This window comes from Rhizobium viscosum, assembly GCF_014873945.1.
GTDB lineage: Bacteria > Pseudomonadota > Alphaproteobacteria > Rhizobiales > Rhizobiaceae > Rhizobium > Rhizobium viscosum.
Window position 1 is genome coordinate 15,170 of record NZ_JADBEC010000001.1, and the last position, 21,135, is coordinate 36,304.

Sequence of the window (21,135 nt, forward strand, 5' to 3'; positions counted from 1 at the left end):
AGAATCCATTACGAGGCGGCTCTTCTGCCGCTCATAGCAGCAAGGCGACGCTTCAAAAAGACGAAATCGGCAGGGAAACGATGGGCTCGGAGAGTGCAGAGAAGGCTTCGTGGACGTGGTCCCTGCCCTCGACGATGACAACTTCCATCGCCCTGCGCGCCGCAGCGGCGTCGCCTGCCGCAATGGCGTCGACGATGCGCATATGGGTTTCAGCAATGTTGGCGAAACCACTCTCGGATGGCGGAGTACTCATGCGGAACATGCCGACGAGTGCCGCCTCGATGAGCCCACCGAGCGTGCGCATGAAGGGATTATGAGACGCCTCTGAAACGGCGAGATGGAAGCGCAAATCGGCAAGTGCCAGGCTGTCGGCCGTGTGGTCACTTGCGGCCATGTCGAGCGCCAGGCCGCGCAGCCATTCGATCTCGTCCGGTTTTGCACGCTCGGCCACAAGGCCGGCAGCGAAGGGTTCGAAAGCGAGGCGGATATCGTAAAGCTGCAGGAGGAATTCTTCACTCACACCGTTGGCGAAATGCCAGGATATGATTTCGGTGTCGAACATGTTCCAAAAGTTCTTTTCCGTCACACGCGTACCGACGCGCGCCTTTGCAACGACCATGCCCTTGGCGGCGAGCGTCTTCATCGTTTCACGCAGCACCGTGCGCGAGACCTTGAAGCGCTGCGCCAGCTCTCCATCTCCGGGCAAGATCGTGCCAACAGGATAGGTGCCGGCGACGATCCCCCGGCCGAGTTCATCGACGACATGCGCGTGGCTTGTTCGGGTTCTTCGCCCTGCCTTACGGGTTTCAAGCGGTCTGTTGCGCAAATACGACACTCCTCCTAGCCATATCTCCTGTTCAAACTGGAAAGGAAAAGGATGGCCTTCTGCATTACCATAAATGCAAAAAGCAGCAGGCCAATCAGGATTTTCGTCCACCAGCTCGACAGCGTGCCGTCGAAAGTGATGTAAGTCTGAATGAGCCCCTGGATCAGCAGACCGATGAAGGTCCCTGCCACGAATCCCGCTCCTCCTGTCAGCAGCGTCCCTCCGATGACGACTGCTGCGATGGCATCCAATTCGACGCCCACCGCCGCAAGAGAATATCCTGCAGAGGTGTATAGGGAAAAAACGATTCCGGATAGGCCCGCCAGAAAACCCGACAAGGCATAGATCTGGATCGTCGTGCGCGCCACTGGAACGCCCATCAACTGTGCCGTCTGCACGCCGCCGCCCAGCGCATAGACATTGGTCCCGAAGCGGGTGCGATGCGCGATGAAGATGCCGGCTGCGAACACGATCAGCATGATACCGCCGATCAGCGTCAGGCGCCCGCCGCCCGGCAGCCGATAGTAGAGGCTGGTCAGCGTCGAATAATATTCGTGATTGATCGGAATGCTGTCGATCGACAGGACATAGGCCATGCCGCGAGCCAGGAACATCCCGGCAAGAGTCACGATGAAAGGCGGCATCTGCAGGAAATGGATGATCATGCCCATAACGGCACCGAAGGCCGTGGTGATGATGAGAACGATCGCAAAGGCGGCCAGCGGATGAATGCTGGTATTCTGCAGAATCACTGCCAGAAAAACGCCGGTGAAGGCGATAACGGACCCAATCGACAGATCGATGCCGCCGGAAATGATGACGAAGGTCATGCCGACGGCAGCGATGCCGAGAAAGGCGTTATCCGTCAGCAGATTACCGATGACGCGTGTCGACAGGATGTTCGGGTACTGCAGCGTGCAAACCGCATAGGCGAGCACGAAGATGACGATCGTCGCAAGGAGCGGCAAGTATTTGGAATTCATTTGCGCCCCCCTGCGTCCGTCCTGCGGGTCAGGAAGCCGGTCAGCGATTGCATGGCCGGCGACTGGATGACCAGAATGACGATGATGATGATCGCCTTGATGATGAGATTGAACTCCGGCGGAAAGCCGGAAAGCAGAATGCCGGTATTGACTGCCTGGATGATCATTGCGCCGACCAGCGAGCCGATGATGCTGAAGCGGCCACCGAGCAACGAGTTGCCGCCGACGACGACGGCGAGGATGGCATCGAGCTCCAGCCAGAGGCCGGCATTGTTGGCGTCCGCGCCCTTGATATCGGCGGCGACGATGATGCCCGCGATGGAAGCACAGAGGCCGCTCAGCATATAGACCGCCATCAGCAGCACCGGTGTCTGTACGCCTGACAGCGTGCTCGCGCGCCTGTTGATGCCGACAGCCTCGATCAGCATGCCGAGCGCCGTGCGGCGGACCAGCAGGATGACCATCAGGGCGACGATCAGCCAGATGACGACGGGCATGGGCAGGAAGGCGAAGGAACCGCTGCCGAGAAAGATCAGCCCGTCATCGTTGAAAGTCATGATGGCGCCTTCGGTGATGAGCTGGGCGATCCCGCGGCCGGCGACCATCAGAACGAGTGTCGCGATGATCGGCTGGATGTTGAGGACGGCGACGAGGAAGCCGTTCCAGAAGCCGCAGAGCAGCCCGATGACAACAGTGAGTGCCAGCGTGTAGGCAAGCGAATTTCCTTCGACGATCGACGAGGCTGCAACGGCGCCGCAAATCGCAACGACCGCGCCGACCGAAAGATCGATGCCCTTGGTGGCGATCACAAGTGTCATGCCAATCGCCAGCAGCGCAACGGGCGCGCCGCGATTGAGCACATCGATGATGCTTCCGTAGAGCCGGCCATTTTGAACAATTACATCAAGAAATTGCGGGAAGAAGCTGAAATTCAAAAGAAGAACAACCAAAAGCGCAATCAATTGCGGCGCAAGACGAAAGCCCAGCGCCTTCAGCGAGGCAGTCATGCATCCTCCGTTCGTTTGTCGCCGGCAGCAATGGCGTCGACGATGCCGGCAGCGGTAACGTGCTCACCGGTCAATTCAGCGATATGTTCGCGGTCGCGCAGCACGATGACGCGCGAACTGTAGGCAACCAGTTCCTCCAGTTCCGAAGAAATGACGATCAGTGACATGCCTCTGGCGCACAGTTGCTCGATCAGCTTGATGATCTCGGCATGGGCACCGACATCGATACCGCGGGTCGGTTCGTCCAGGATCAGGAAATCGGGATTTGTGGCCAGCCAGCGGGCAAGGATCGCCTTCTGCTGATTGCCACCCGACAGAAGCCGAATAGGCTTTTCGCGGTCGGTCGTGCGGATATCGAGCGCCTTGATGTATTCGTCGGCGATCGCATTCTGTTCGGCGCGCGAAAGCGGCCTCGCCCAGCCTCGGCGCGCCTGCAAGGCAAGCGCTATGTTCTCTCGGATCGACAGATCGCCGATGATGCCGTCCGTCTTGCGATCCTCCGGGCAGAAGCCGAAGCCCTTGGCGATCGCGGCACGTGGGCTCGATAGCGTCACCGGCGCTCCATCGATCCTGGCTACTCCGCTGTCGGCGCCTTCAATGCCGAACATGAGTTCGGCGGTTTCCGTGCGCCCGGAGCCAAGAAGTCCGGCAATGCCGACAACTTCGCCGACACGGACCTCGAGATCGAAGGGCTTCACCTTGCCGCGTTTTCCAAAGCCCTCGAAAGCGTATCTGACCTCGCCGGCGGCAATCGTGCGTTCCTTGGCGGCATGTTCCGTTTGGGCGAGTTCGCGCCCGAGCATCATGGCGATCAGGTTCTGCCGCGACAATTCGGCTGCCTCATGCGTACCGACAAGCCGGCCGTTGCGCAGCACTGTGATTCGGTCACTGACGGCATAGACCTGCTCGAGGAAATGGGTAATGAAGACAATACCTAATCCGCGCTTCTTCAAGTCGTTCATGATGCGGAAGAGCATCTCGACTTCGTGGGTATCGAGGCTGGCGGTAGGCTCGTCGAGAATGAGCACCTTGCCCGACAGATCGACGGCGCGAGCGATCGCGACGATCTGCTGGACGGCAACCGAGAATCGGTCGAGCTGCGCGGTGACGTCGATATCGAGACCGTAGCCTGCCAGAAGCTCACGGGCATTCCGGTTCATGGTGCGGGCATCGATCATGCCAAAACGCTTCGGCTGGCGGCCGAGAAACAGATTTTCCGCGACGCTGAGGTTGGAGAGGAGGTTGACCTCCTGGTAGACTGTGCCGATGCCGAGCTTCTGGGCGGCCAGCGTATCGGCCGGATCAATCTCGAGACCTTCCAGTGTCAGGCTTCCGCCGTCGCGACGATAGGCGCCGGTAATGCATTTGATGAGCGTCGACTTGCCGGCGCCGTTTTCGCCGAGCAAGGCGTGAACCTCGCCACGGCGCAGCGTGAAATCCACCTTGTCCAGGGCGATAGCGCCGGGGAAGAATTTCGATATGGCCGAGGCTGCGAGAATATTCTCGAAATTGTGAACCATGAGGGCTGCTGTTTCCTGATATTGCGCCTTACGCCCGTGCCAAAACCAGGCATGACGCCCGGCCCGACACAGGCAGTTCCGCACCGGTCCATGATGGACCGGTGCGGTTCCAGGTTCAAATCAGTAGCCCTGACCCTTCTTTTCTTCGTAGACCTTCATCGGGTCGTCGGCCGGCGTGTAGAGCTTGGACTCGGTCTGGATCCACTTCGGCGGAGCCTTCTTGTCCTTCAGGTAGGCATCGAGCGCGTCGAAGGCGGGACCCGACATGTTCGGCGTCAGCTCGACCGTGGCATTGGCTTCACCTTCGGACATCGCCTTGAAAATATCCGGCACCGCGTCGATGGAGACGACGAGGATATCCTTGCCGGGCTTCAGGCCGGCTTCCTTGATCGCCTGGATGGCGCCAACTGCCATGTCGTCGTTATGGGCATAGAGAGCGCAGATATCCTTGCCGCCATTCTCTGCCTTCAGGAAGCTTTCCATGACTTCCTTGCCCTTGGTGCGGGTAAAGTCGCCGGTCTGGCTGCGAACGATCTTGAGGTTGTCGTGGCCGGCAAGAGCCTCTTCGAAGCCCTTTTTGCGGGCGATGGCCGGCGACGAACCGGTCGTGCCCTGCAGCTCGACGACATTGCACTTCTTGTCGCCGACGGTCTTGACCAGGAAGTCGCCTGCGACTTTGCCTTCATGGACCAGATCGGAGGTAACCGCCGTCAGATAGAGATCGTCAGGAGCCTTGATGGTGCGGTCGAGAAGGATGACCGGAATCTTGGCTTCCTTGGCTTCCTTCAAAACGTCGTCCCAGCCGGTTTCGACCACAGGAGCAATGAGGATGGCATCGACGCCCTGAGCAATGAAGGAGCGCAGAGCCTTGATCTGATTTTCCTGCTTCTGCTGCGCATCGGCAAACTTCAGATCGATGCCGCGCTTCTTGGCCTGCTCCTTGGTCACTGTCGTTTCAGCCGCGCGCCAGCCCGATTCCGAGCCGATCTGCGAGAAGCCGACGGTCAAGCCGGCGGCCGAAGCCGAACCGAACATGCAGGCAGCCAGAATCGTGGCACTCAAAAGTGCAGTCTTCAATTTCATGATTTCCTCTCCCAATGCCGCGTCTCGCGGCGCAGGGTCAAAAAATCATATAGTATTACTTTTGTAAATGAGCTTTTTAGCATGCAGCGCAACAAAAAAGGCGCTCTTTTCAGAGCGCCTTTTCGCAACTGCGAGTTACAAACTCTGCTTACTGCGCCGGCAGCTTGTCATCCACGCCTTCGACGTAGAAGTTCATGCCGAGCAGCGTGCCGTCATCAGCCTTTTCGCCGGCTTTCAGCCACGGCGTGCCGTCCTGCTTGTTGATCGGACCGGTGAAGGGATGCAGTTCGCCGGACTTGATCTTGGCTTCGGTTTCCTCAGCCATCTTCTTCACGTCGTCAGGCATGTTCGTATAGGGCGCCATCTTGAGAATGCCATCCTTCAGGCCGTCCCAGCTCTGCTCGGACTTCCAGGTGCCGTCCAGAAGCGCATGAACGCGCTTGGAGTAGTAGTTGCCCCAGGTATCGACGATAGCGGTCAGCTGGGCCTTCGGGCCGGCCGCGATCATGTCCGATGCCTGACCGAAGGCATGGATGCCACGCTCTTCGGCCACCTGCATCGGCGCTGTCGTGTCGGTGTGCTGGGTCAGCACGTCGACGCCCTGGTCGATCATGGCCTTGGCAGCGTCGGCTTCCTTGCCAGGATCGAACCAAGTGTTGACCCAGATGACCTTGAGCTTGAAGCTCGGATCGATCGACTTTGCGCCCTGCTCGAAGGAGTTGATGCCCATCACGACTTCCGGAATCGGGAAGGAGGCGATGTAGGCAGCGCCGTGATTCTTCGAGGTCTTGGCGGCGATCTGGCCGAGGATATAGCGGCCTTCATAGAAGCGCGAATTGTAGGTCGCGAGGTTAGGGCCGGCTTTGTAGCCGGTGCCGTGCTCAAACTTGACCTTCGGGAACTTGGCAGCAACCTTGACCGTCGCGTCCATGAAACCGAAGGACGTCGTGAAGATCAGCTGGCAGCCGGAGCGGGCAAGGCGCTCGATGGCACGCTCTGCATCCGGGCCTTCCGGCACGTTTTCGAGGTAGGGCGTTTCGATCTTGTCGCCGAATTCGGCCTGGACCTGCTGGCGGCCGACATCGTGCGCCTGCGAATAACCGCCGTCGTTGTGCGCGCCGACATAGACGAAGCAGACCTTCGTCTTGTCCGCCGCCGCGGCGGCTGAGGATATGCCGATCACGGCTGCGGCCGATGCGGCAAGTGTGAGTGCGAACTTCTTCATAATGACCCCTGTTGGTTTGAAGTTATTCCGGAAACCCGTCCGTGTTCTTGTTTATCGCTCCGGTACGAAGGCTTTTCCAAGCGACGCGGGCGTGTTGATCAACGTCGTGCGCCGATTATGAGAAATGATGATGAGAACCACAATAGTCGCAGCATAGGGCAGCATCGATAGGAACTGCGCGGGGATGCCGAGACCGAAGGCCTGCGCATGAAGCTGCAGGATCGTTACCGCGCCGAAGAGATAACCGCCGGCAAAGACCCGCCACGGGCGCCAGGAGGCAAAGACCACCAGCGCCAGCGTGATCCAGCCACGGCCCGCCGACATGTTCTCCACCCATTGCGGCGTGTAGACGAGCGAAAGCTGCGCGCCGGCAAGACCCGCGCAGGCACCGCCGAACATCACCGCGAGATAGCGCGTGCGGATGACATGAATGCCGAGTGCGTGGGCAGAACCGTGGCTATCGCCGATCGCCCTGAGTTTCAGGCCGGGGCGGCTTCTGAACAGGAACCAGCTCACGCCGAAGAGCAAGGCGATCGACAGGTAGAAGATCAGATCCTGCTTGAAGAGAACCGGGCCGATAACGGGAATATCGGACAGGAGTGGGATGACGATCTCTTTCAGCTGAATGCCGGGGACGCTGACATAGGGCTCACCGAGTTGGCCGGAGACGCCAAGGCCGAGAAGCGTCAGCGCCAGGCCGGTCGCCACCTGGTTTGCCACCAGCGTCAGCGTCAGGAAGGCGAAGAGCAGCGAGAAAAGCGCGCCGGCGGCAATGCCGCAGATGATGCCGACATAGGGCGAACCGGAGATCTGCGCGCCGGCAAAGGCGGCGACAGCACCCATGATCATCATGCCCTCGACGCCGAGATTGAGGACGCCCGAGCGCTCCGTCACGAGCTCACCGAGGGCTGCGATGACGAGCGGCGTGGAAGCGGTGATGACGGTCAGGAGAATGGCTTCGAAGATGCTCATGCCGCGCCGCCCCTTACCCGCGACCAGACGATGCGGATTTTATAATAGATCAGCGTGTCGCAGGAGAGCACGAAGAAGAGGATGAGCCCCTGGAAGACGCGGGTGACCTTGTCCGAAACACCGATCGAAAGCTGCGCAGCCTCACCGCCCAGATAGGTCAGCGCCAGCACCAGACCGGAAGCAATGATGCCAAGCGGGTTGAGGCGACCGAGGAAGGCGACGATGATGGCGGTGAAGCCGTAGCCAGGCGAAATCGCCGGCTGCAGGTGGCCGATCGAGCCCGAGACCTCGCAGATACCGGCAAGGCCTGCGAGCGCGCCGGAAAAGACGAAACTGAACCAGATCATCTTCTTCGACGAAAAGCCTGCAAAGCGCCCTGCCCGTTCCGACTGGCCGAGCACGACGATCTCGAAGCCCTTCAGCGTGAAGCGCATCATGAACCAGACGAGCACCGCCGCAATAATGGCGAAGATGAAGGCCCAATGGGCGCGTCCCGATTCCTCCCAGATTGCCGGCACGATCGCTTCCGGCGCGAAATCGCGCGACACCGGGAAGTTAAAGCCCTTGGGATCACGCCATGCGCCCCGGATCAGCCAGTCGAGAAACAACTGGGCAGTATAGACCAGCATCAGCGATGTTAGGATCTCGTTGGTGTTGAAATGCGCCTTCAGCAATGCCGGAACGGCTGCGAACAGCGCGCCGCCGAGCGCCCCCAAAATCAGCATCAGCGGCAGCACGAGCGGTGAATGCCAGTCGTAGAAGATGATCGGGATATAGGAGCCGGTGATCGCGCCGATAGTGAACTGGCCTTCGGCGCCGATATTCCAGTTGTTGGAGCGATAGCAGACGGCGAGACCGACCGCGATCAGGATCAGCGGTGCTGCCTTGACCGCCAATTCGTGCAGCGACCAGACTTCTAAAAGCGGCTCGAGGAAGAAGGCATCGAGTGCCTCGACCGGATCCTTGCCGAGCATGGCGAACATGACGGCGCCAAATATCAGCGTCAGGACGAGAGCGAGAAGCGGTGAAACGAAAGCATAGAGTTTCGAGACCTGCGGGCGTTTTTCAAGCTCAATGCGCATGAGCAGCCTCCGCAGCATGCTTGCTCTCATGCAGTCCGCCCATCAGCAAGCCGATCTTCTCGCGCGTGAGTTCACCTGCTGCATACGGTTTCGAAAGACGTCCTTCGGAAATGACGGCGATATCTGTCGCCACTTCGAAGATCTCGTCGAGATCCTGGCTGATGACGACGACGGCCGAACCGGCCTTTGCCAGGTCCACCAATGCTTGGCGGATGCGGCTTGCCGCACCAGCGTCCACACCCCAGGTCGGCTGATTGACGACGAGAACGGAGGGCTGGCGATCAAGCTCGCGGCCGACGATGAATTTTTGCAGGTTGCCGCCGGAGAGCGAGCCTGCGGCAGGGTCATCGCCGCTCTTGCGCACGTCCATCGCCTCCGAAATGCGCCGTGCGGCAGATTTCACCGCACTGTAGCGGATGATGCCGAGGATACCGAGGAAGGCTTTGCGGTCGGACTGGCTGCGGGCCAGTACCAGATTGTCGGAAAGTTTCATGGCGGAAACGGCCGCATGGCCATGCCGCTCTTCCGGCACGAAGCCGGCGCCAATCAGGCGGCGGGCGGTAATGCCCTGTGTTCCGACCGGCTTCTTGCGGATCACGATCGCTTCGGCAGAGGTGACAGGATATTCGCCTGACAGCGCATCGAAGAGTTCGCTCTGTCCATTGCCCGCAACACCGGCGATCGCGAGGATCTCGCCTGACCGTACCGTCATGGAGACATCGCGCAGTGGCATGGCAAAGGGCGTGCGTGCGGCGACGGAAAGGTTCGAGACCGCAAGCTGCACGTCACCCTTGTCACTGCGCTCGGGATGCGTGACGGAAGCTACCTCGCTGCCGACCATCATGCGGGCGAGAGAGGAGGGTGTTTCCTGCTTGGGATCGCAGGCGCCGGTTACGCGGCCATGACGCAGCACGGTGGCGCGGTCGCAGATGCGCTGCACCTCTTCCAGGCGGTGGCTGATATAGAGGACCGAGCGGCCCTCGGCGCGCAGCTTGAAAAGCGTTTCGAAGAGCTTGTCGGCCTCCTGCGGCGTCAGCACCGATGTCGGTTCGTCGAGGATGATGAGCTTCGGATTCTGCAGCAGGGCTCGGACGATTTCGATGCGCTGACGCTCGCCAACCGAGAGATCGGCGACATGCGCATGCGGATCGAGTGGCAGGCCATAGGCCGCAGACAGCGCCCTCGCCTCTTCGGCGATCCTGCCGATCGGAATGCTGTCATCAAGCGAAAGCGCAATATTTTCGGCAACGGTCAGCGCCTCGAACAGCGAAAAATGCTGGAAGACCATGCCGATGCCGAGCTTGCGGGCCTCGCCCGGAGAGGTGATCACAACCGGCCTTCCCTCCCAGAGGATATGCCCATCCGTCGGCTCCAGAACGCCGAAGAGCATCTTGACCAGTGTGGATTTGCCTGCGCCATTTTCGCCGAGGAGCGCATGAATTTCGCCCGGCGCTATATCGAGATTGATTTCATTGCAGGCGGCAAAGCTACCGAAGAATTTCGTCAGCTTTTGCACCGATAACAACGCGCCGGAAGCCGGCACATTCAATGGCGACACGTTCCCCTCATTTCTTCTGCCGACCGGTCCGTTTGGATCTCATGGAATCAGCAGCGTCGTACCGGTTGTTTTTCTTGTTTCCAGATCCGTGTGCGCCCGCCCAACCTCACGCAACGGATAGGTTTGGTTGATATTGATACGCACTTTGTTGCTCTGCACAACATCAAATAGATTGTTTGCACAATCGGTCAGTTCCTGACGCGAGGCAATATAAGTGAAGAGCGTCGGGCGCGTGGCATAGAGAGAGCCCCTCTGGGCAAGGTGCGCCATCGTAAAATTCTCGATCGCGCCCGAGGATTGGCCAAACGACGCGAAGAGGCCGCGTGGCTTCAGGCAATCCAGCGACTGTGGGAAAGTGTCGCGGCCGATCGAGTCATAAACCACGTCGACACCCTTGCCACCAGTGATCTCCCGCACGCGCTCTGCGAAGTTCTCGGTCTTGTAGTTGATGACATGATCATAGCCGTGGTCGAGCGCCAGCTGGACCTTGTCGGCTGAGCCTGCCGTGCCGATGACGGTTGCGCCGAGCGCCTTTGCCCACTGGCCGGCGATGAGGCCGACGCCGCCGGCTGCGGCATGGAAGAGCAGCACCGTGCCAGGGCCGACCTTGAACGTGCGGTTCAGGAGATACTCGGCCGTCATACCCTTCAGCATCATGGCGGCTGCGGTTTCCAGGCTGACGCCGTCGGGCACCTTCACCAGATGTTTCGTCTCGATATTGCGTTCCACGCTATAGGCGCCATCGGCACTGGCATAAGCGACGCGGTCGCCCACGGCGAAATCGGTCACCCCGGGGCCAACGGAGGTGACGACGCCGGCGCCTTCCTTGCCAGTTACGAAGGGCAGATGCGGCGCCTTGTAGGTGCCGTCACGGAAATAAACATCGATGAAATTCAGCCCGACCGCTTGCTGGCGGATCTGCACCTGACCCGCGGATGGCGGCGGCAGATCGATATCGACATATTCGAAAACCTCGGGACCACCGTTTCTGGAGAAAGAAACCGCCTTCGTCTTTGTCATCTCAGTCTACCTCATTGACGTCCAAGCGCCGGGAAGAATTGGAGCACGGCACCGATAACGTAAAGGTAGATGCCGCTCACGATGAAGAGAACGACGGCCCATTGCGGCATGTCGAAATGCATCAACAGCGAATAGGCACCAAGCGCTGACCACAGCAGAAAGATGCCGAGATTCAGCGGGCGCAGGCGCTGGACCCGCACGGGATGAAGGAAGTTGATCGGCAAAAAGGTCAGGATCACGGAGACGGTGACGACGATAAAGGCCGTCATCTCGCTCGCATGCATGACGAAGAGCGTGAAGACCACCATGTTCCAGACGACGGGGAAACCGGAAAAGAAATACTCCTCCGTCTTCATGCCCGTATCGGCATAATAGATGGCGCTGGAAACGACGATCATGCCGGCGGCAGCGAAAGACCAGGGCTCGCCGATCATGCCGCTCTGATAGAGTGCAAAGGCCGGCAGCAGCACATAGGTCACGTAATCGATGATATTGTCGAGCGTATCGCCGGACCAGTTGGGCAGGACTTCCTTGACGCGCACTTTGCGGGCGATCGGCCCGTCGATGCCATCCACCAGAAGCGCAAGGCCCAGCCACCAGAACATGTCAATGAAGCGATGCTCGGCGGCGGCCACCACACCGAGAAAGGCAAGGAAGGAACCGGACGCCGTCAGTATATGGACGGAAAATGCGCGCATTTCCGCGTAAGGAACGCGCTTGTAATTGAAAATCTTCATGTTCCCCCGTACCGCCTGTCGCGCCCGCGTCGCAGCGGGCGTCGTTTTTTTCTTGAAACGTGCCACGATCTTTCAGATCGCTCGCCACGCTTCAGGTCTTTATTTGACGCATGTCGTTGTCGCAAAACCGCATGAACACTTTTGCGCGACATGCTTTAATATGCATCCTTTGAATAGCTTAGCCAGCGCAAAAGCGACAGTTCGCCACAGGCCAGTGAATCCTGACCGTGACATGCATATTTCGCTCCCCAGGCATGCGATGGAATGGATTGCCTTTAATTTAGCGGGGTTTTGTAATATCTGCCTCGCATGCCGATGATTATCCTGCGAACGACGAGCCCGATATCGAAATGAACGCTCCTGCAAAGACCGAAGAATTCGCCTCCGCCATTCCCGCCGGCGTTTACGCCGAGACGGTCCTGAGCGTGACGCATTACACTGACCGGCTCTTCCGTTTCACGATGACCCGGCCGGATGGCTTCCGTTTCCGTTCGGGCGAATTCGCGATGATCGGCCTGATGGTCGAAGGCAAGCCAGTCTTCCGCGCCTATTCGATCGCAAGCCCCGCCTGGGCCGAAGAACTGGAATTCTTCTCCATCAAGGTACCGGATGGCCCACTGACCTCGCATCTGCAGCTCATCAAGCCGGGCGACCAGGTGCTGATGCGCAAGAAGCCGACGGGCACGCTGGTTCTCGATGCGCTGACCCCCGGCAAGCGCCTCTACATGTTCTCGACCGGCACGGGCATCGCACCGTTCGCGAGCCTCATCCGCGATCCCGAAACCTATGAGAAGTTCGACGAGGTCATCCTGACCCATACGACGCGCGAGATTTCCGAGCTGAAATACGGCTTCGATCTCGTCCACGAGATCCAGAATGACGAGCTTCTCAAGGAAGTCGTCGGCGACAAGTTGCGCCACTATGCGACAGTCACCCGCGAAGATTTCGAATATCGCGGCCGTATCACCGACCTGATTTCCTCGGGCAAGCTCTTCACCGATCTCGGCGTGCCGCCGATCGATCCGGCTGTTGACCGCGGCATGATTTGCGGTTCTTCCGCCATGCTGAAGGACACGAAGGAGCTTCTGGAAAAGGCTGGCCTCGACGAGGGCGCCAACAGCAAGCCCGCCGAATTCGTGATTGAGCGCGCCTTCGTCGGCTGAGCTGACAGGCAGGTCCCCAAACAACGGCTCCGGAAACGGGGCCGTTTTTTATTTCTGGCTGAGATAATCGATCAGATCGGCCATCGCCTCTCGCGCCTGCTCGACCTCGCCCTGATGGATGGCCCTGATAACCGCAACATGGAAGGAAATGGAGCGATCCATCCGTTCCGGATTGGCGGTAGAATACCACAGGCGGCGGGAATGGGTCTGGACCGGGCCCAGCGCTGCCGTGATAAAACGGTTCGAGCAGGCATCCTCCAGGATTTCATCGAAGGCCTTGTCGGCGGCGAAGAAGCCCGAGAGATCGCCGCTGACGGCGCATTCTTCCATCGCACGGGCGCAGGCAACCAGCCGGGATCGCTGCTCTTCATTTGCCGCATCGGCAACAAGAGCAGCCGCTATCGGCTCGAGTTTGCGGCGCACTTGCATGACATTGGCGTGGTCTTCGGAATTGATCTCAGCAATCTGCAGGCCGACACGCGGCTTCACTACGATCAAGCCCTGCCATGCAAGCTTCTGGATTGCCTCGCGCACCGGCGTGCGGCCATGGCCGGCAAGATCGATGAGCTGCTTTTCCGTCACAAGCGCACCCGGGGCCAAAGCCAGCGTCACGATAGCGTGCTCGAGCGCCAGATAGGCGAGATGGCTTAGCGATTCCTGCATGCGGGCGAATCCGTCATTCGACTGATATATCATCATTCGCATGGATAGAATCCAAAGGCAAGTTATCGTAATATTTCAAAGCCATGGACCAAAGGGCGATGTTATGGATATTGATGAAGACAAGATCGATGCTGCGGCATTGGCACTGTTATGGCTGACACTCCACGATGAGCGGCGTGCCTGGAAAGGGCTTGACTGGGATGTGACGGATCGCCTGTTCAAGAAAGGCCTGATCGAAGATCCCGCGAACAAATCGAAATCAGTCGTCTTGACGGACGAAGGGCTCCGGCGGTCCGAGGAGCTGTTCCACAGCCTATTTGCGCGTCAGTCTCGATAGGATCTTCATTCGTGGCGCAGCGCCTCGATAGGGTTGAGCTGTGCTGCCCGTCTTGCCGGGAAGAAGCCGAAGATCATGCCGATCGCCGCCGAGAAAACGAAGGCGACGCAGATAATCATCGGACTGACGACAAAAGGCACATTAAGGAAGCTGACGGCAGTATAGGCGAGCCCAAGACCAAGCATGATACCCGCAATGCCGCCGAACAGTGACAGGGCGACTGCTTCGACAAGGAACTGTGTCAGTACCTGGTTTTCCAACGCGCCGATTGCAAGGCGGATACCGATTTCGCGCGTGCGCTCCGTTACCGACACCAGCATGATATTCATGATGCCGATGCCGCCGACCAACAGACTGACGGCGGCGACCGCTCCAAGCAGACCGGTCAGCAGCGTGGTGGTTCCGGTCATGGCTTCGGCGATCTGCGTCATGTCATTGACGTTGAAATCGTCCTGACGGCCGGGAATGATCTTTCGGCGTTCACGCAGCAGGTTCTCGACATCGGCCTGTACCTTTGAGGTCGAGACACCGTCTCGCGCCGAGATGAGGATCGTCGGCACATTGGAGGTGCCGCTGATGCGGCGCTGGAAGACCTTGACCGGCATGATGACGGCATCGTCCTGGTCGTTGCCCATGCCGGACTGGCCGCGCTTTGCCAGGACGCCGATGACCGGGCAGGAAACCTTGCCGACACGGATCAGCTGGCCGGTCGGGTCCGCCGCCCCGAAGAGTTGCTCGCGTACGGTCTCGCCGATGATGCAGCGCGACTGGCCGCGCTCCTCTGCCGGCGTGAAATTGCGGCCAAGCGCCAGATCCCAGTCCTGTGCGACAAAATAGTCGTTGGTCGTGCCATAGACCGTGGTTGAATGGTTCTGGCCGCCGAAGATGACGGTTGCCGTCGACTGGTTGGAGGGCGCAACCGCCCGCAGACCCGGAACCTGATCGCGTATCGCCTCGACATCCTTCAGCGTGAAGCGCCGCGCCTCGGAACTGGCGCGACCGGGACCGAACTGGCCGGGGCGCACGAAGAGCATGTTGGTGCCGAGACGTGACAGCTCGGTCGAAACCTGCACAGTCGTACCGTTGCCGATCGTGACGAGCGCGATGACTGCGGCAACGCCGATGACGACACCGAGTACGGTGAGGAAGGAGCGCAGCAGATTGCGGCTGATCGCACGCAGAGCGAGCTTCAGCGTTTCAAAGAACATGTTCCGCCCTCCGCTGATGCTCCACTTCGGTCTCCAGCTTGCCGTCGACGAAGCGCAGCAGGCGCCCTGCATAGGTGGCGATATCAGGCTCGTGCGTGACCATGACTATGGTGATGCCCTGTTCGCGGTTCAGCCGCGTCATCAGGTCCATGATCTCGATGCTGGTCTTGGTATCGAGGTTGCCGGTCGGCTCATCGGCGAGTAGTAAGGCCGGCTCGGTGACGATGGCACGGGCGATTGCCACGCGCTGCTGCTGGCCGCCGGAGAGTTCCTGCGTCTTGTGATGTTCCCTGCCCGACAGGCCGACGAGGCTGAGCGCCTCCCTCGCTCGCCTGCGCCGCTCGCCGACTGCCATGCCGCGATAGATCAGCGGCAGTTCGACGTTCTCCACGGCGGAGGTGCGCGACAACAGGTTGAACCCCTGGAAGACGAAGCCCAGCATATGCCGGCGCAACAGCGTCAGCTGGCTGCGGTCAAAGCCGCTGGTCGAAATGCCCTGGAAGACATAGTCGCCCGAGGTCGGCACATCGAGGCAGCCGAGAATATTCATTGCCGTCGACTTGCCGGAACCGGACGGTCCCATGATGGCGACGAACTCATGCTCGCGGATCGAAAGGTCTACATGGTCGAGCGCGCGGATGGCCGCTGCGCCCTCACCGTAGATTTTCGAGACTTGCCTGAATTCAAGAAGCGGCGGGCGTTCCATCATCGGCTTCCGTCAGTTCGTCCGCGTCGCGGCATCGGTGATAACAGCATCCTTTTCGGTAAGCTTGCCAGAGGTGACCTGCGTGAACTGGCCATCCGAGGAGCCAACCTGGATCACGACGGGTGCGGGGTGGCCGTTGCGCAGCACCCAGACCCGGCGCTGCGTACCGGTCAGTTTGGCATCACCGCCACCACCGCTGCGGAACGGACGCGGCGGGCGCAACAGGCTGAAGATACCACGGCCGCCACGGCCTTCCGCCTGCGGCGGAGCATAACGCAGGGCCACATTCGGGACCATCAGCGTATCCTTGACGGCTTCGACGGTGATATCGGAAGTCGCAGTCATGCCGGGGCGCAGAAGCAAGTCGGCATTGTCGACCGAAAGCACGGCCTTGTAGGTGACGACATTGTTGACCACTTCAGAGGCAAAGCGGATCTGCTCGATGACCGCTGGGAAGGTGCGGTCGGGATAGGCGTCGACTGTGAACTTGGCCCTCTGGCCGACGGCGATCTGGCCAACATCGGCTTCGTCGACATCGACCTGCAGCTCCATCTTCTTGAGATCGCCGGCAATGGTGAAAAGCACGGGCGCCGAGAGCGAGGCGGCAACGGTCGCACCCGGATCGACGGAGCGGGTGAGGATCACACCATCGATCGGCGCGACGATCTTCGCCTTGCCGAGATTGACCTCGGCAAGCTGCAGGTCCGCCTCCGAGGCCAGGACCTCGGCCTCGTTGATATCCTTCGCGGCGACAGCCGAGTCATATTTGTAGGTCGCGTCGTCAAGGCTCTGCTGGGTGGAGACGTTGCTCTTGACGAGGCTTTTCAGGCGGTCGAGCGAGGTTGCTGCCGATTGCAGATCGGCATTCGCCTTGACTACATTGGCCTTTGCCGAGTTGAGCTTGGCGCGCGAGCTCTTAACGTCTGCTTCCAGCTTGTTCGTATCCAGCTCCGCGAGAATATCGCCTGCCTTCACGGTGCTGTTATAGTCGACATTGACGTCGCGCATGGTACCCGACAATTCGCTCGATATATCCACCTGTTGGGTCGGCTGGACGGAACCAGTGGCGGTGACGAGCACTGTGAGGTCGCCACGCTTGACCGGCTGGGTCGTGTAGGTGATTTCGGAACGGCCTTGGCCCGCATAGAAATAGGCGGCAGCGGCAGCAGCCAGGATCACGAGCAGCAGAACGATCAGTCGTCCGCGCCAGCGACGCCCCCTGCTCTGTCGGCCGGCGACCAGCACGGCAGCAAGATCGGCATTTGCGCCTGTTACGGAACCGGTCTCTTTGCCAGCCTCCAGATTGTCCATCTAATCCTCGATATATGCTTCGCCGTATCAGCCCTGCGTGACGCCGAGATAATCATGCCGAAGATGAACCCAACATTACCGATGCCCTGACGATGGCACGGAAATGCGGCTGAAAAACATGAAATATTCGTAAGGAAACAGCTGGATGGAGCAGTCAGCGAAAGCTGTTCGACAACAAGCCCCGCGGGCTCTAAGCGAATATTCAGGTTGCATCTGGCACAGCGGTTTCTGCGCCACTTCGGTCAACCTAGAGCGATCCTCGGCCCTGGAAAGGCCGCGGCATCGTCCAAGCTCTAGCGTGGAGGCAGGATTGCAGCGCCGCCCGCAGCCTGAACCGCGAGGCTGCCCATGGCAATGCCTTCGCGCAGGCAGATATCGGCGCTCGCGCCGCCAAGCCAGGCATGGATGAGCCCGGCATTGAAGGCATCCCCGGCACCCGTCGTATCCACGACCTTGACGGTGGGGGCATTCTCATGGAGACGCATATCTCCGGCCGCGAAATAAGCGCCGCCGGCGCCTGCCTTCAACGCCACTGCCGGGAAGCGCTCGGCGAGCCTGTCCAGCGCTACGTCCGGATCGGAATATCCGGTGATAGCAACGGCTTCCTCGACATTCGGAAGGAAGAGGTCAACGCCCTCGCAACGATCGAGGAAATCATGCTGGTAGATCAGCGTTTCGTCCCAACTCGGATCGAGCGATACGGTAAGCCCATTCTCCCTCGCCTTTGCGACCAGGCCGGGGATTTCCGCCAACGTGGCAAATTCGGCAATGTGCAGATGACGCGCCTTGTTCCAGGCAAGCGCCTCGCCGAGTGTCGCCGGCTCCGCGCCGCCGGCGCGGCGGGACAGGAAAGCCCGTTCCTCGCCATTGTTGATGGCGACCGTGACCTGCGGACCGGCGTCGGCCGCCCGGTCGAGAAAACGCAGATCGACGCCGCTCGCTTCCAGTTCCGCGATCAAACCATTCGAAAGCCCATCGGTGCCGAGACGCGAGAGCAGAGCCGTCTTGCGGCCGATATGGGCGGAATAAGCGGCCACGATGAAAGCGCCGCCGCCTGCTGCAATGCGCAAGTCATCGGCAAAGAGCTCACGCCCGAGCACGGGCATCGTCTCCAGGCCTGTGAAGATCAGGTCGCAATAAATCCGGCCGATGCTGAGCACCGCGGATCGCATGTCATTATCAGATGTCATTGGCGCCCGAGGGCCTTTTCCGTTTTTGCATCGAAAACATAGAGAGCACCGGAGGCTGCATGGGCATTCACGGCGCTGCCGACGGTCGGTATCACCTTGCCCGGGGCTGTTGCAATCACCGGCGTGTCCGCCACATCGAAATGCACCAGCGTTTCGGCGCCGAGCGGCTCGACGGCCGTCACCGTGCCTGAGAGCGAAAGGACGCCCGTGCCTTCGCCGATAACCAGATCATGCGGACGCACGCCGATCAGATGCGGACCGCCCTGCCCGATACGCAAACCATCGGCCGCAGCCGTGCCCGGCAGAAGGTTCATCGACGGACTGCCGATGAAGCGCGCAGTGAAGACATCGGCTGGGTTCTCGTAGATATCCATCGGCGTTCCCGCCTGCAGGATGTGGCCGTCTTTCATGACGACGATCCGGTCAGCCATGGTCATGGCCTCGACCTGATCGTGCGTCACATAGACGATCGTGGTGCCGAGCCGCTGGTGCAGCCGCTTGATCTCGATGCGCATCTGCGTGCGCAACTGGGCGTCGAGATTCGACAACGGTTCGTCGAAGAGGAAGGCCGAGGGGTTACGCACCATGGCGCGGCCGATCGCGACACGCTGGCGCTGGCCCCCGGACAGTGCCGCCGGACGGCGGGCGAGATAATCGGTCAGTCCGAGGATCTGGGCCGTCTCATCGATGCGCTTGTCCTTATCCACCTGCGAAAGCTTGGAGGTGTAGAGGCCAAAGCCGATATTCTGGCGCACGCTCATATGCGGATAGATGGCATAGTTCTGAAACACCATGGCGATGTTGCGCTGTTTCGGCTCGCGCTCGTTGACCACCTCGCCGCCGATCCTCAAGGTGCCGCCAGAAATATCTTCGAGGCCGGCGATCATGCGCAGCGTCGTCGACTTGCCGCAGCCGGACGGGCCGACGAAGACGACGAATTCGCCGTCGGCGATTGTCAGATCGATGCCGTGCACGACATCCAGTTTGCCGTAGCGTTTGACGAGCCCCTGCAGTTCGATATTTGCCATCAGGCGACCCCCATCAATGCCGTGAATCTGGTTTGAAGTTCCTCGGCAGCCGCTGCTTCGCGCGCTGCATTCTCCTGTGTCTGTCTGGCGAATGCCGCAGCCTTTTCCTGGTAGGCTGCAAGCGCATCCGCCATCGGTGCCGACGCGGGACCGCCGAAGCGGGCGCGGACGGCAACAAAATGTTCCGGCGAGACGATCTCGGCAAATTGTGCCTTGTCGATGCCGGGCTTGCGGCCAGCCAGTTCCTCGAAAGCCGCGAGGAAGGGCTCGTAGCCGTCATCCGAAAGACCGCCCCCTTTGGCGACCACGGCGCGGGCGACCGTTGCGGCAATCTCATGCGCCTGCCGGAAGGAGAGCCCTTCGAGGCGGACCAGCGAATCCGCAAGCTCGGTAATGGTGATGCAGGAGCGGCGGATATTGTCTGCCACGCGTTGCGGATCGATGCTGATCTGCGCGACGAAGGCTGCGAGCAGGTCGAGCACGCGCCCGGCCGAATGGAAAGCTTCGTAGCCCATGCCCTGCGTCTCGCCCTCGCTGTCATTCATGTCTGTGAAGGGCGTGTTGTGCATGACATCGAGCACTGTGCGGGCGCGACCGAAGGTCTGGCTCGCGAGATGGCGCATATGCTCGATCGGCACCGGATTGCGCTTCTGCGGCATGATGGAGGAGATCTGCACCAGTGCGTTCGGCACGTAGATCTGGCCGACCTCGAAGCTCGTCCAGAACTGCAAGTCCTGAATCAGACGGCCGAGATGCAGGAACATCAGTTCGATCGCGCTATAGGTCGAGGTCGTGTAGTCGACGGCTGCGATGCAGCTGTAGGAATTGCGTAGCGGCGCGGCAAAGCCCAGCAGTTCGGCGATGCGGGCTCGGTCGATCGGGAAACCCGACGTGGTGATCGCGGCGGCGCCCATGGGGCTGAGGTTGACGATGTTGCGTGCTTCCGCGAAGCGTTCGATATCGCGGATCAGCACTTCGATCGCTGCTGAAAGATAATGGCCGAAGGTGGTCGGCTGAGCCGGCTGGCCGTGGGTGTAGGCGACGATCAGGGTCTCCTTTTCCCAGTCGGCCGTGGCAATCATCGCGTCGAGCAGCTTGCGCGCCTTGACCATCAGTGCATCGATGCGCTCCTTCAGGCCGAGCTTGAACAGCGTATGGTCGATGTCATTGCGCGAGCGCGCCGTATGCAGGCGGCCAGCAATATCGACGCCGATGCGGGCTTTCAGCTCCTTCTCGATCAGGAAAAAGAAGTCTTCCACTTCGCCGGTATAGACGAGCTTTGCCGGGTCGATGTCGCGATCGATCGCTTCGAGTGCAGTCGCGATCTTGCCGGCCTGCTCGCGGTCGAGAATACCGGTCTCGACCAGCATGACGAGATGGGCACGGTCGATGCGGCGGAAGCCGTCGATATGATGCGTCTTGGCACCGTCGAAAAGCGGCTTCAGCACCGTTTCCTTATAGACCGGATCAGGAAAGACGCTCCTGTCGGCAAGGCGTGGATTGGTGTCGGTCATGT

The 21,135-nt window shown here is 60.1% G+C and carries 20 protein-coding genes; 2 read left to right on the top strand and 18 right to left on the bottom strand.

Going from position 1 to position 21,135, the window contains the following annotated elements; all coding sequences use genetic code 11:
- Nucleotides 1–52: 52 nt before the first annotated feature.
- The 11 genes from H4W29_RS00060 to pcsA form a co-directional block, all read right to left on the bottom strand.
- Complete coding sequence (locus tag H4W29_RS00060; RefSeq protein ID WP_192727143.1) at nt 53–826, bottom strand: FadR/GntR family transcriptional regulator; 774 nt, start codon at nt 824–826, stop codon at nt 53–55.
- Nucleotides 827–840: 14 nt separating this feature from the next.
- A complete protein-coding gene (gene yjfF / locus H4W29_RS00065; protein ID WP_183729353.1) occupies nt 841–1,809 on the bottom strand; it encodes a galactofuranose ABC transporter, permease protein YjfF in 969 nt (322 codons plus the stop codon).
- A complete protein-coding gene (locus H4W29_RS00070) occupies nt 1,806–2,816 on the bottom strand; it encodes an ABC transporter permease (RefSeq protein ID WP_192727144.1) in 1,011 nt (336 codons plus the stop codon). The genes yjfF and H4W29_RS00070 overlap by 4 nt, the downstream gene beginning before the upstream one ends.
- Entirely contained in the window at nt 2,813–4,336 is a 1,524-nt protein-coding gene (ytfR, locus tag H4W29_RS00075) for a galactofuranose ABC transporter, ATP-binding protein YtfR (RefSeq protein ID WP_192727145.1), read from the bottom strand. Before ytfR ends, H4W29_RS00070 begins: the two co-directional genes overlap by 4 nt.
- Nucleotides 4,337–4,456: 120 nt before the next feature.
- Nucleotides 4,457–5,419: a galactofuranose ABC transporter, galactofuranose-binding protein YtfQ gene (gene ytfQ / locus H4W29_RS00080; protein WP_192727146.1), complete on the bottom strand. Its 963-nt coding sequence runs from the start codon at nt 5,417–5,419 to the stop codon at nt 4,457–4,459.
- A gap of 148 nt (nt 5,420–5,567) precedes the next feature.
- Entirely contained in the window at nt 5,568–6,644 is a 1,077-nt protein-coding gene (locus H4W29_RS00085) for a BMP family ABC transporter substrate-binding protein (RefSeq protein WP_113183045.1), read from the bottom strand.
- 51 nt (nt 6,645–6,695) lie between these two features.
- On the bottom strand, nt 6,696–7,616 hold the full coding sequence (locus H4W29_RS00090) for an ABC transporter permease (RefSeq protein ID WP_192727147.1): 921 nt from the start codon (nt 7,614–7,616) through the stop codon (nt 6,696–6,698).
- Nucleotides 7,613–8,698, bottom strand: coding sequence for an ABC transporter permease (locus H4W29_RS00095; RefSeq protein ID WP_192727148.1), 1,086 nt, complete (start codon nt 8,696–8,698; stop codon nt 7,613–7,615). Before H4W29_RS00095 ends, H4W29_RS00090 begins: the two co-directional genes overlap by 4 nt.
- Nucleotides 8,688–10,256, bottom strand: coding sequence for an ABC transporter ATP-binding protein (locus H4W29_RS00100; protein ID WP_192727149.1), 1,569 nt, complete (start codon nt 10,254–10,256; stop codon nt 8,688–8,690). Before H4W29_RS00100 ends, H4W29_RS00095 begins: the two co-directional genes overlap by 11 nt.
- Before the next feature lie 39 nt (nt 10,257–10,295).
- Entirely contained in the window at nt 10,296–11,276 is a 981-nt protein-coding gene (locus H4W29_RS00105; RefSeq protein WP_192727150.1) for a quinone oxidoreductase family protein, read from the bottom strand.
- Between the two features lie 11 nt (nt 11,277–11,287).
- Nucleotides 11,288–12,013, bottom strand: a complete 726-nt coding sequence (gene pcsA / locus H4W29_RS00110; protein WP_192727151.1) for a phosphatidylcholine synthase — start codon at nt 12,011–12,013, stop codon at nt 11,288–11,290.
- Between the two features lie 350 nt (nt 12,014–12,363).
- Between pcsA and H4W29_RS00115 the strand changes: the two genes are divergently transcribed.
- Nucleotides 12,364–13,176 (top strand): ferredoxin--NADP reductase, encoded by an 813-nt coding sequence (locus tag H4W29_RS00115; RefSeq protein ID WP_192727152.1) that lies wholly within the window; start codon nt 12,364–12,366, stop codon nt 13,174–13,176.
- Between the two features lie 48 nt (nt 13,177–13,224).
- On the opposite strand, the gene H4W29_RS00120 is transcribed toward H4W29_RS00115, so the two are convergent.
- On the bottom strand, nt 13,225–13,839 hold the full coding sequence (locus H4W29_RS00120; RefSeq protein WP_192730641.1) for a GntR family transcriptional regulator: 615 nt from the start codon (nt 13,837–13,839) through the stop codon (nt 13,225–13,227).
- A gap of 103 nt (nt 13,840–13,942) precedes the next feature.
- Here H4W29_RS00120 and H4W29_RS00125 point away from each other — a divergent pair, with 103 nt between their 5' ends.
- Nucleotides 13,943–14,176 (top strand): DUF6429 family protein, encoded by a 234-nt coding sequence (locus tag H4W29_RS00125; protein WP_192727153.1) that lies wholly within the window; start codon nt 13,943–13,945, stop codon nt 14,174–14,176.
- A 5-nt stretch (nt 14,177–14,181) separates the two neighbouring features.
- Here the strand turns inward: H4W29_RS00125 and H4W29_RS00130 are convergent, their stop codons facing one another.
- The 6 genes from H4W29_RS00130 to argH all read right to left on the bottom strand — a co-directional run bounded on the left by H4W29_RS00130 (nt 14,182) and on the right by argH (nt 21,133).
- Nucleotides 14,182–15,384, bottom strand: a complete 1,203-nt coding sequence (locus tag H4W29_RS00130) for an ABC transporter permease (RefSeq protein WP_192727154.1) — start codon at nt 15,382–15,384, stop codon at nt 14,182–14,184.
- Entirely contained in the window at nt 15,374–16,090 is a 717-nt protein-coding gene (locus tag H4W29_RS00135; protein WP_192727155.1) for an ABC transporter ATP-binding protein, read from the bottom strand. Before H4W29_RS00135 ends, H4W29_RS00130 begins: the two co-directional genes overlap by 11 nt.
- A 12-nt stretch (nt 16,091–16,102) precedes the next feature.
- Nucleotides 16,103–17,401: an efflux RND transporter periplasmic adaptor subunit gene (locus tag H4W29_RS00140; protein WP_192727156.1), complete on the bottom strand. Its 1,299-nt coding sequence runs from the start codon at nt 17,399–17,401 to the stop codon at nt 16,103–16,105.
- Between the two features lie 293 nt (nt 17,402–17,694).
- Nucleotides 17,695–18,591, bottom strand: coding sequence for a carbohydrate kinase family protein (locus tag H4W29_RS00145; protein ID WP_192727157.1), 897 nt, complete (start codon nt 18,589–18,591; stop codon nt 17,695–17,697).
- Nucleotides 18,588–19,619, bottom strand: a complete 1,032-nt coding sequence (locus H4W29_RS00150; protein WP_192727158.1) for an ABC transporter ATP-binding protein — start codon at nt 19,617–19,619, stop codon at nt 18,588–18,590. Before H4W29_RS00150 ends, H4W29_RS00145 begins: the two co-directional genes overlap by 4 nt.
- Nucleotides 19,619–21,133, bottom strand: a complete 1,515-nt coding sequence (argH, locus tag H4W29_RS00155; protein WP_192727159.1) for an argininosuccinate lyase — start codon at nt 21,131–21,133, stop codon at nt 19,619–19,621. The genes H4W29_RS00150 and argH overlap by 1 nt, the downstream gene beginning before the upstream one ends.
- Nucleotides 21,134–21,135 lie beyond the last annotated feature (2 nt).

Excerpts from the sequence above, each read along its gene's own strand:
- H4W29_RS00125 (WP_192727153.1), top strand. The coding sequence starts at position 13,943 with ATGGATATTGATGAAGACAAGATCGATGCTGCGGCATTGGCACTGTTA.
- H4W29_RS00135 (WP_192727155.1), bottom strand. The coding sequence starts at position 16,090 with ATGGAACGCCCGCCGCTTCTTGAATTCAGGCAAGTCTCGAAAATCTAC.
- argH (WP_192727159.1), bottom strand. The coding sequence starts at position 21,133 with ATGACCGACACCAATCCACGCCTTGCCGACAGGAGCGTCTTTCCTGAT.
- H4W29_RS00070 (WP_192727144.1), bottom strand. The coding sequence starts at position 2,816 with ATGACTGCCTCGCTGAAGGCGCTGGGCTTTCGTCTTGCGCCGCAATTG.
- ytfR (WP_192727145.1), bottom strand. The coding sequence starts at position 4,336 with ATGGTTCACAATTTCGAGAATATTCTCGCAGCCTCGGCCATATCGAAA.
- H4W29_RS00150 (WP_192727158.1), bottom strand. The coding sequence starts at position 19,619 with ATGGCAAATATCGAACTGCAGGGGCTCGTCAAACGCTACGGCAAACTG.
- H4W29_RS00115 (WP_192727152.1), top strand. The coding sequence starts at position 12,364 with ATGAACGCTCCTGCAAAGACCGAAGAATTCGCCTCCGCCATTCCCGCC.
- H4W29_RS00095 (WP_192727148.1), bottom strand. The coding sequence starts at position 8,698 with ATGCGCATTGAGCTTGAAAAACGCCCGCAGGTCTCGAAACTCTATGCT.
- H4W29_RS00140 (WP_192727156.1), bottom strand. The coding sequence starts at position 17,401 with ATGGACAATCTGGAGGCTGGCAAAGAGACCGGTTCCGTAACAGGCGCA.
- pcsA (WP_192727151.1), bottom strand. The coding sequence starts at position 12,013 with ATGAAGATTTTCAATTACAAGCGCGTTCCTTACGCGGAAATGCGCGCA.
- H4W29_RS00105 (WP_192727150.1), bottom strand. The coding sequence starts at position 11,276 with ATGACAAAGACGAAGGCGGTTTCTTTCTCCAGAAACGGTGGTCCCGAG.
- H4W29_RS00130 (WP_192727154.1), bottom strand. The coding sequence starts at position 15,384 with ATGTTCTTTGAAACGCTGAAGCTCGCTCTGCGTGCGATCAGCCGCAAT.
- H4W29_RS00145 (WP_192727157.1), bottom strand. The coding sequence starts at position 18,591 with ATGACATCTGATAATGACATGCGATCCGCGGTGCTCAGCATCGGCCGG.
- yjfF (WP_183729353.1), bottom strand. The coding sequence starts at position 1,809 with ATGAATTCCAAATACTTGCCGCTCCTTGCGACGATCGTCATCTTCGTG.
- H4W29_RS00120 (WP_192730641.1), bottom strand. The coding sequence starts at position 13,839 with ATGCAGGAATCGCTAAGCCATCTCGCCTATCTGGCGCTCGAGCACGCT.
- H4W29_RS00085 (WP_113183045.1), bottom strand. The coding sequence starts at position 6,644 with ATGAAGAAGTTCGCACTCACACTTGCCGCATCGGCCGCAGCCGTGATC.
- H4W29_RS00090 (WP_192727147.1), bottom strand. The coding sequence starts at position 7,616 with ATGAGCATCTTCGAAGCCATTCTCCTGACCGTCATCACCGCTTCCACG.
- ytfQ (WP_192727146.1), bottom strand. The coding sequence starts at position 5,419 with ATGAAATTGAAGACTGCACTTTTGAGTGCCACGATTCTGGCTGCCTGC.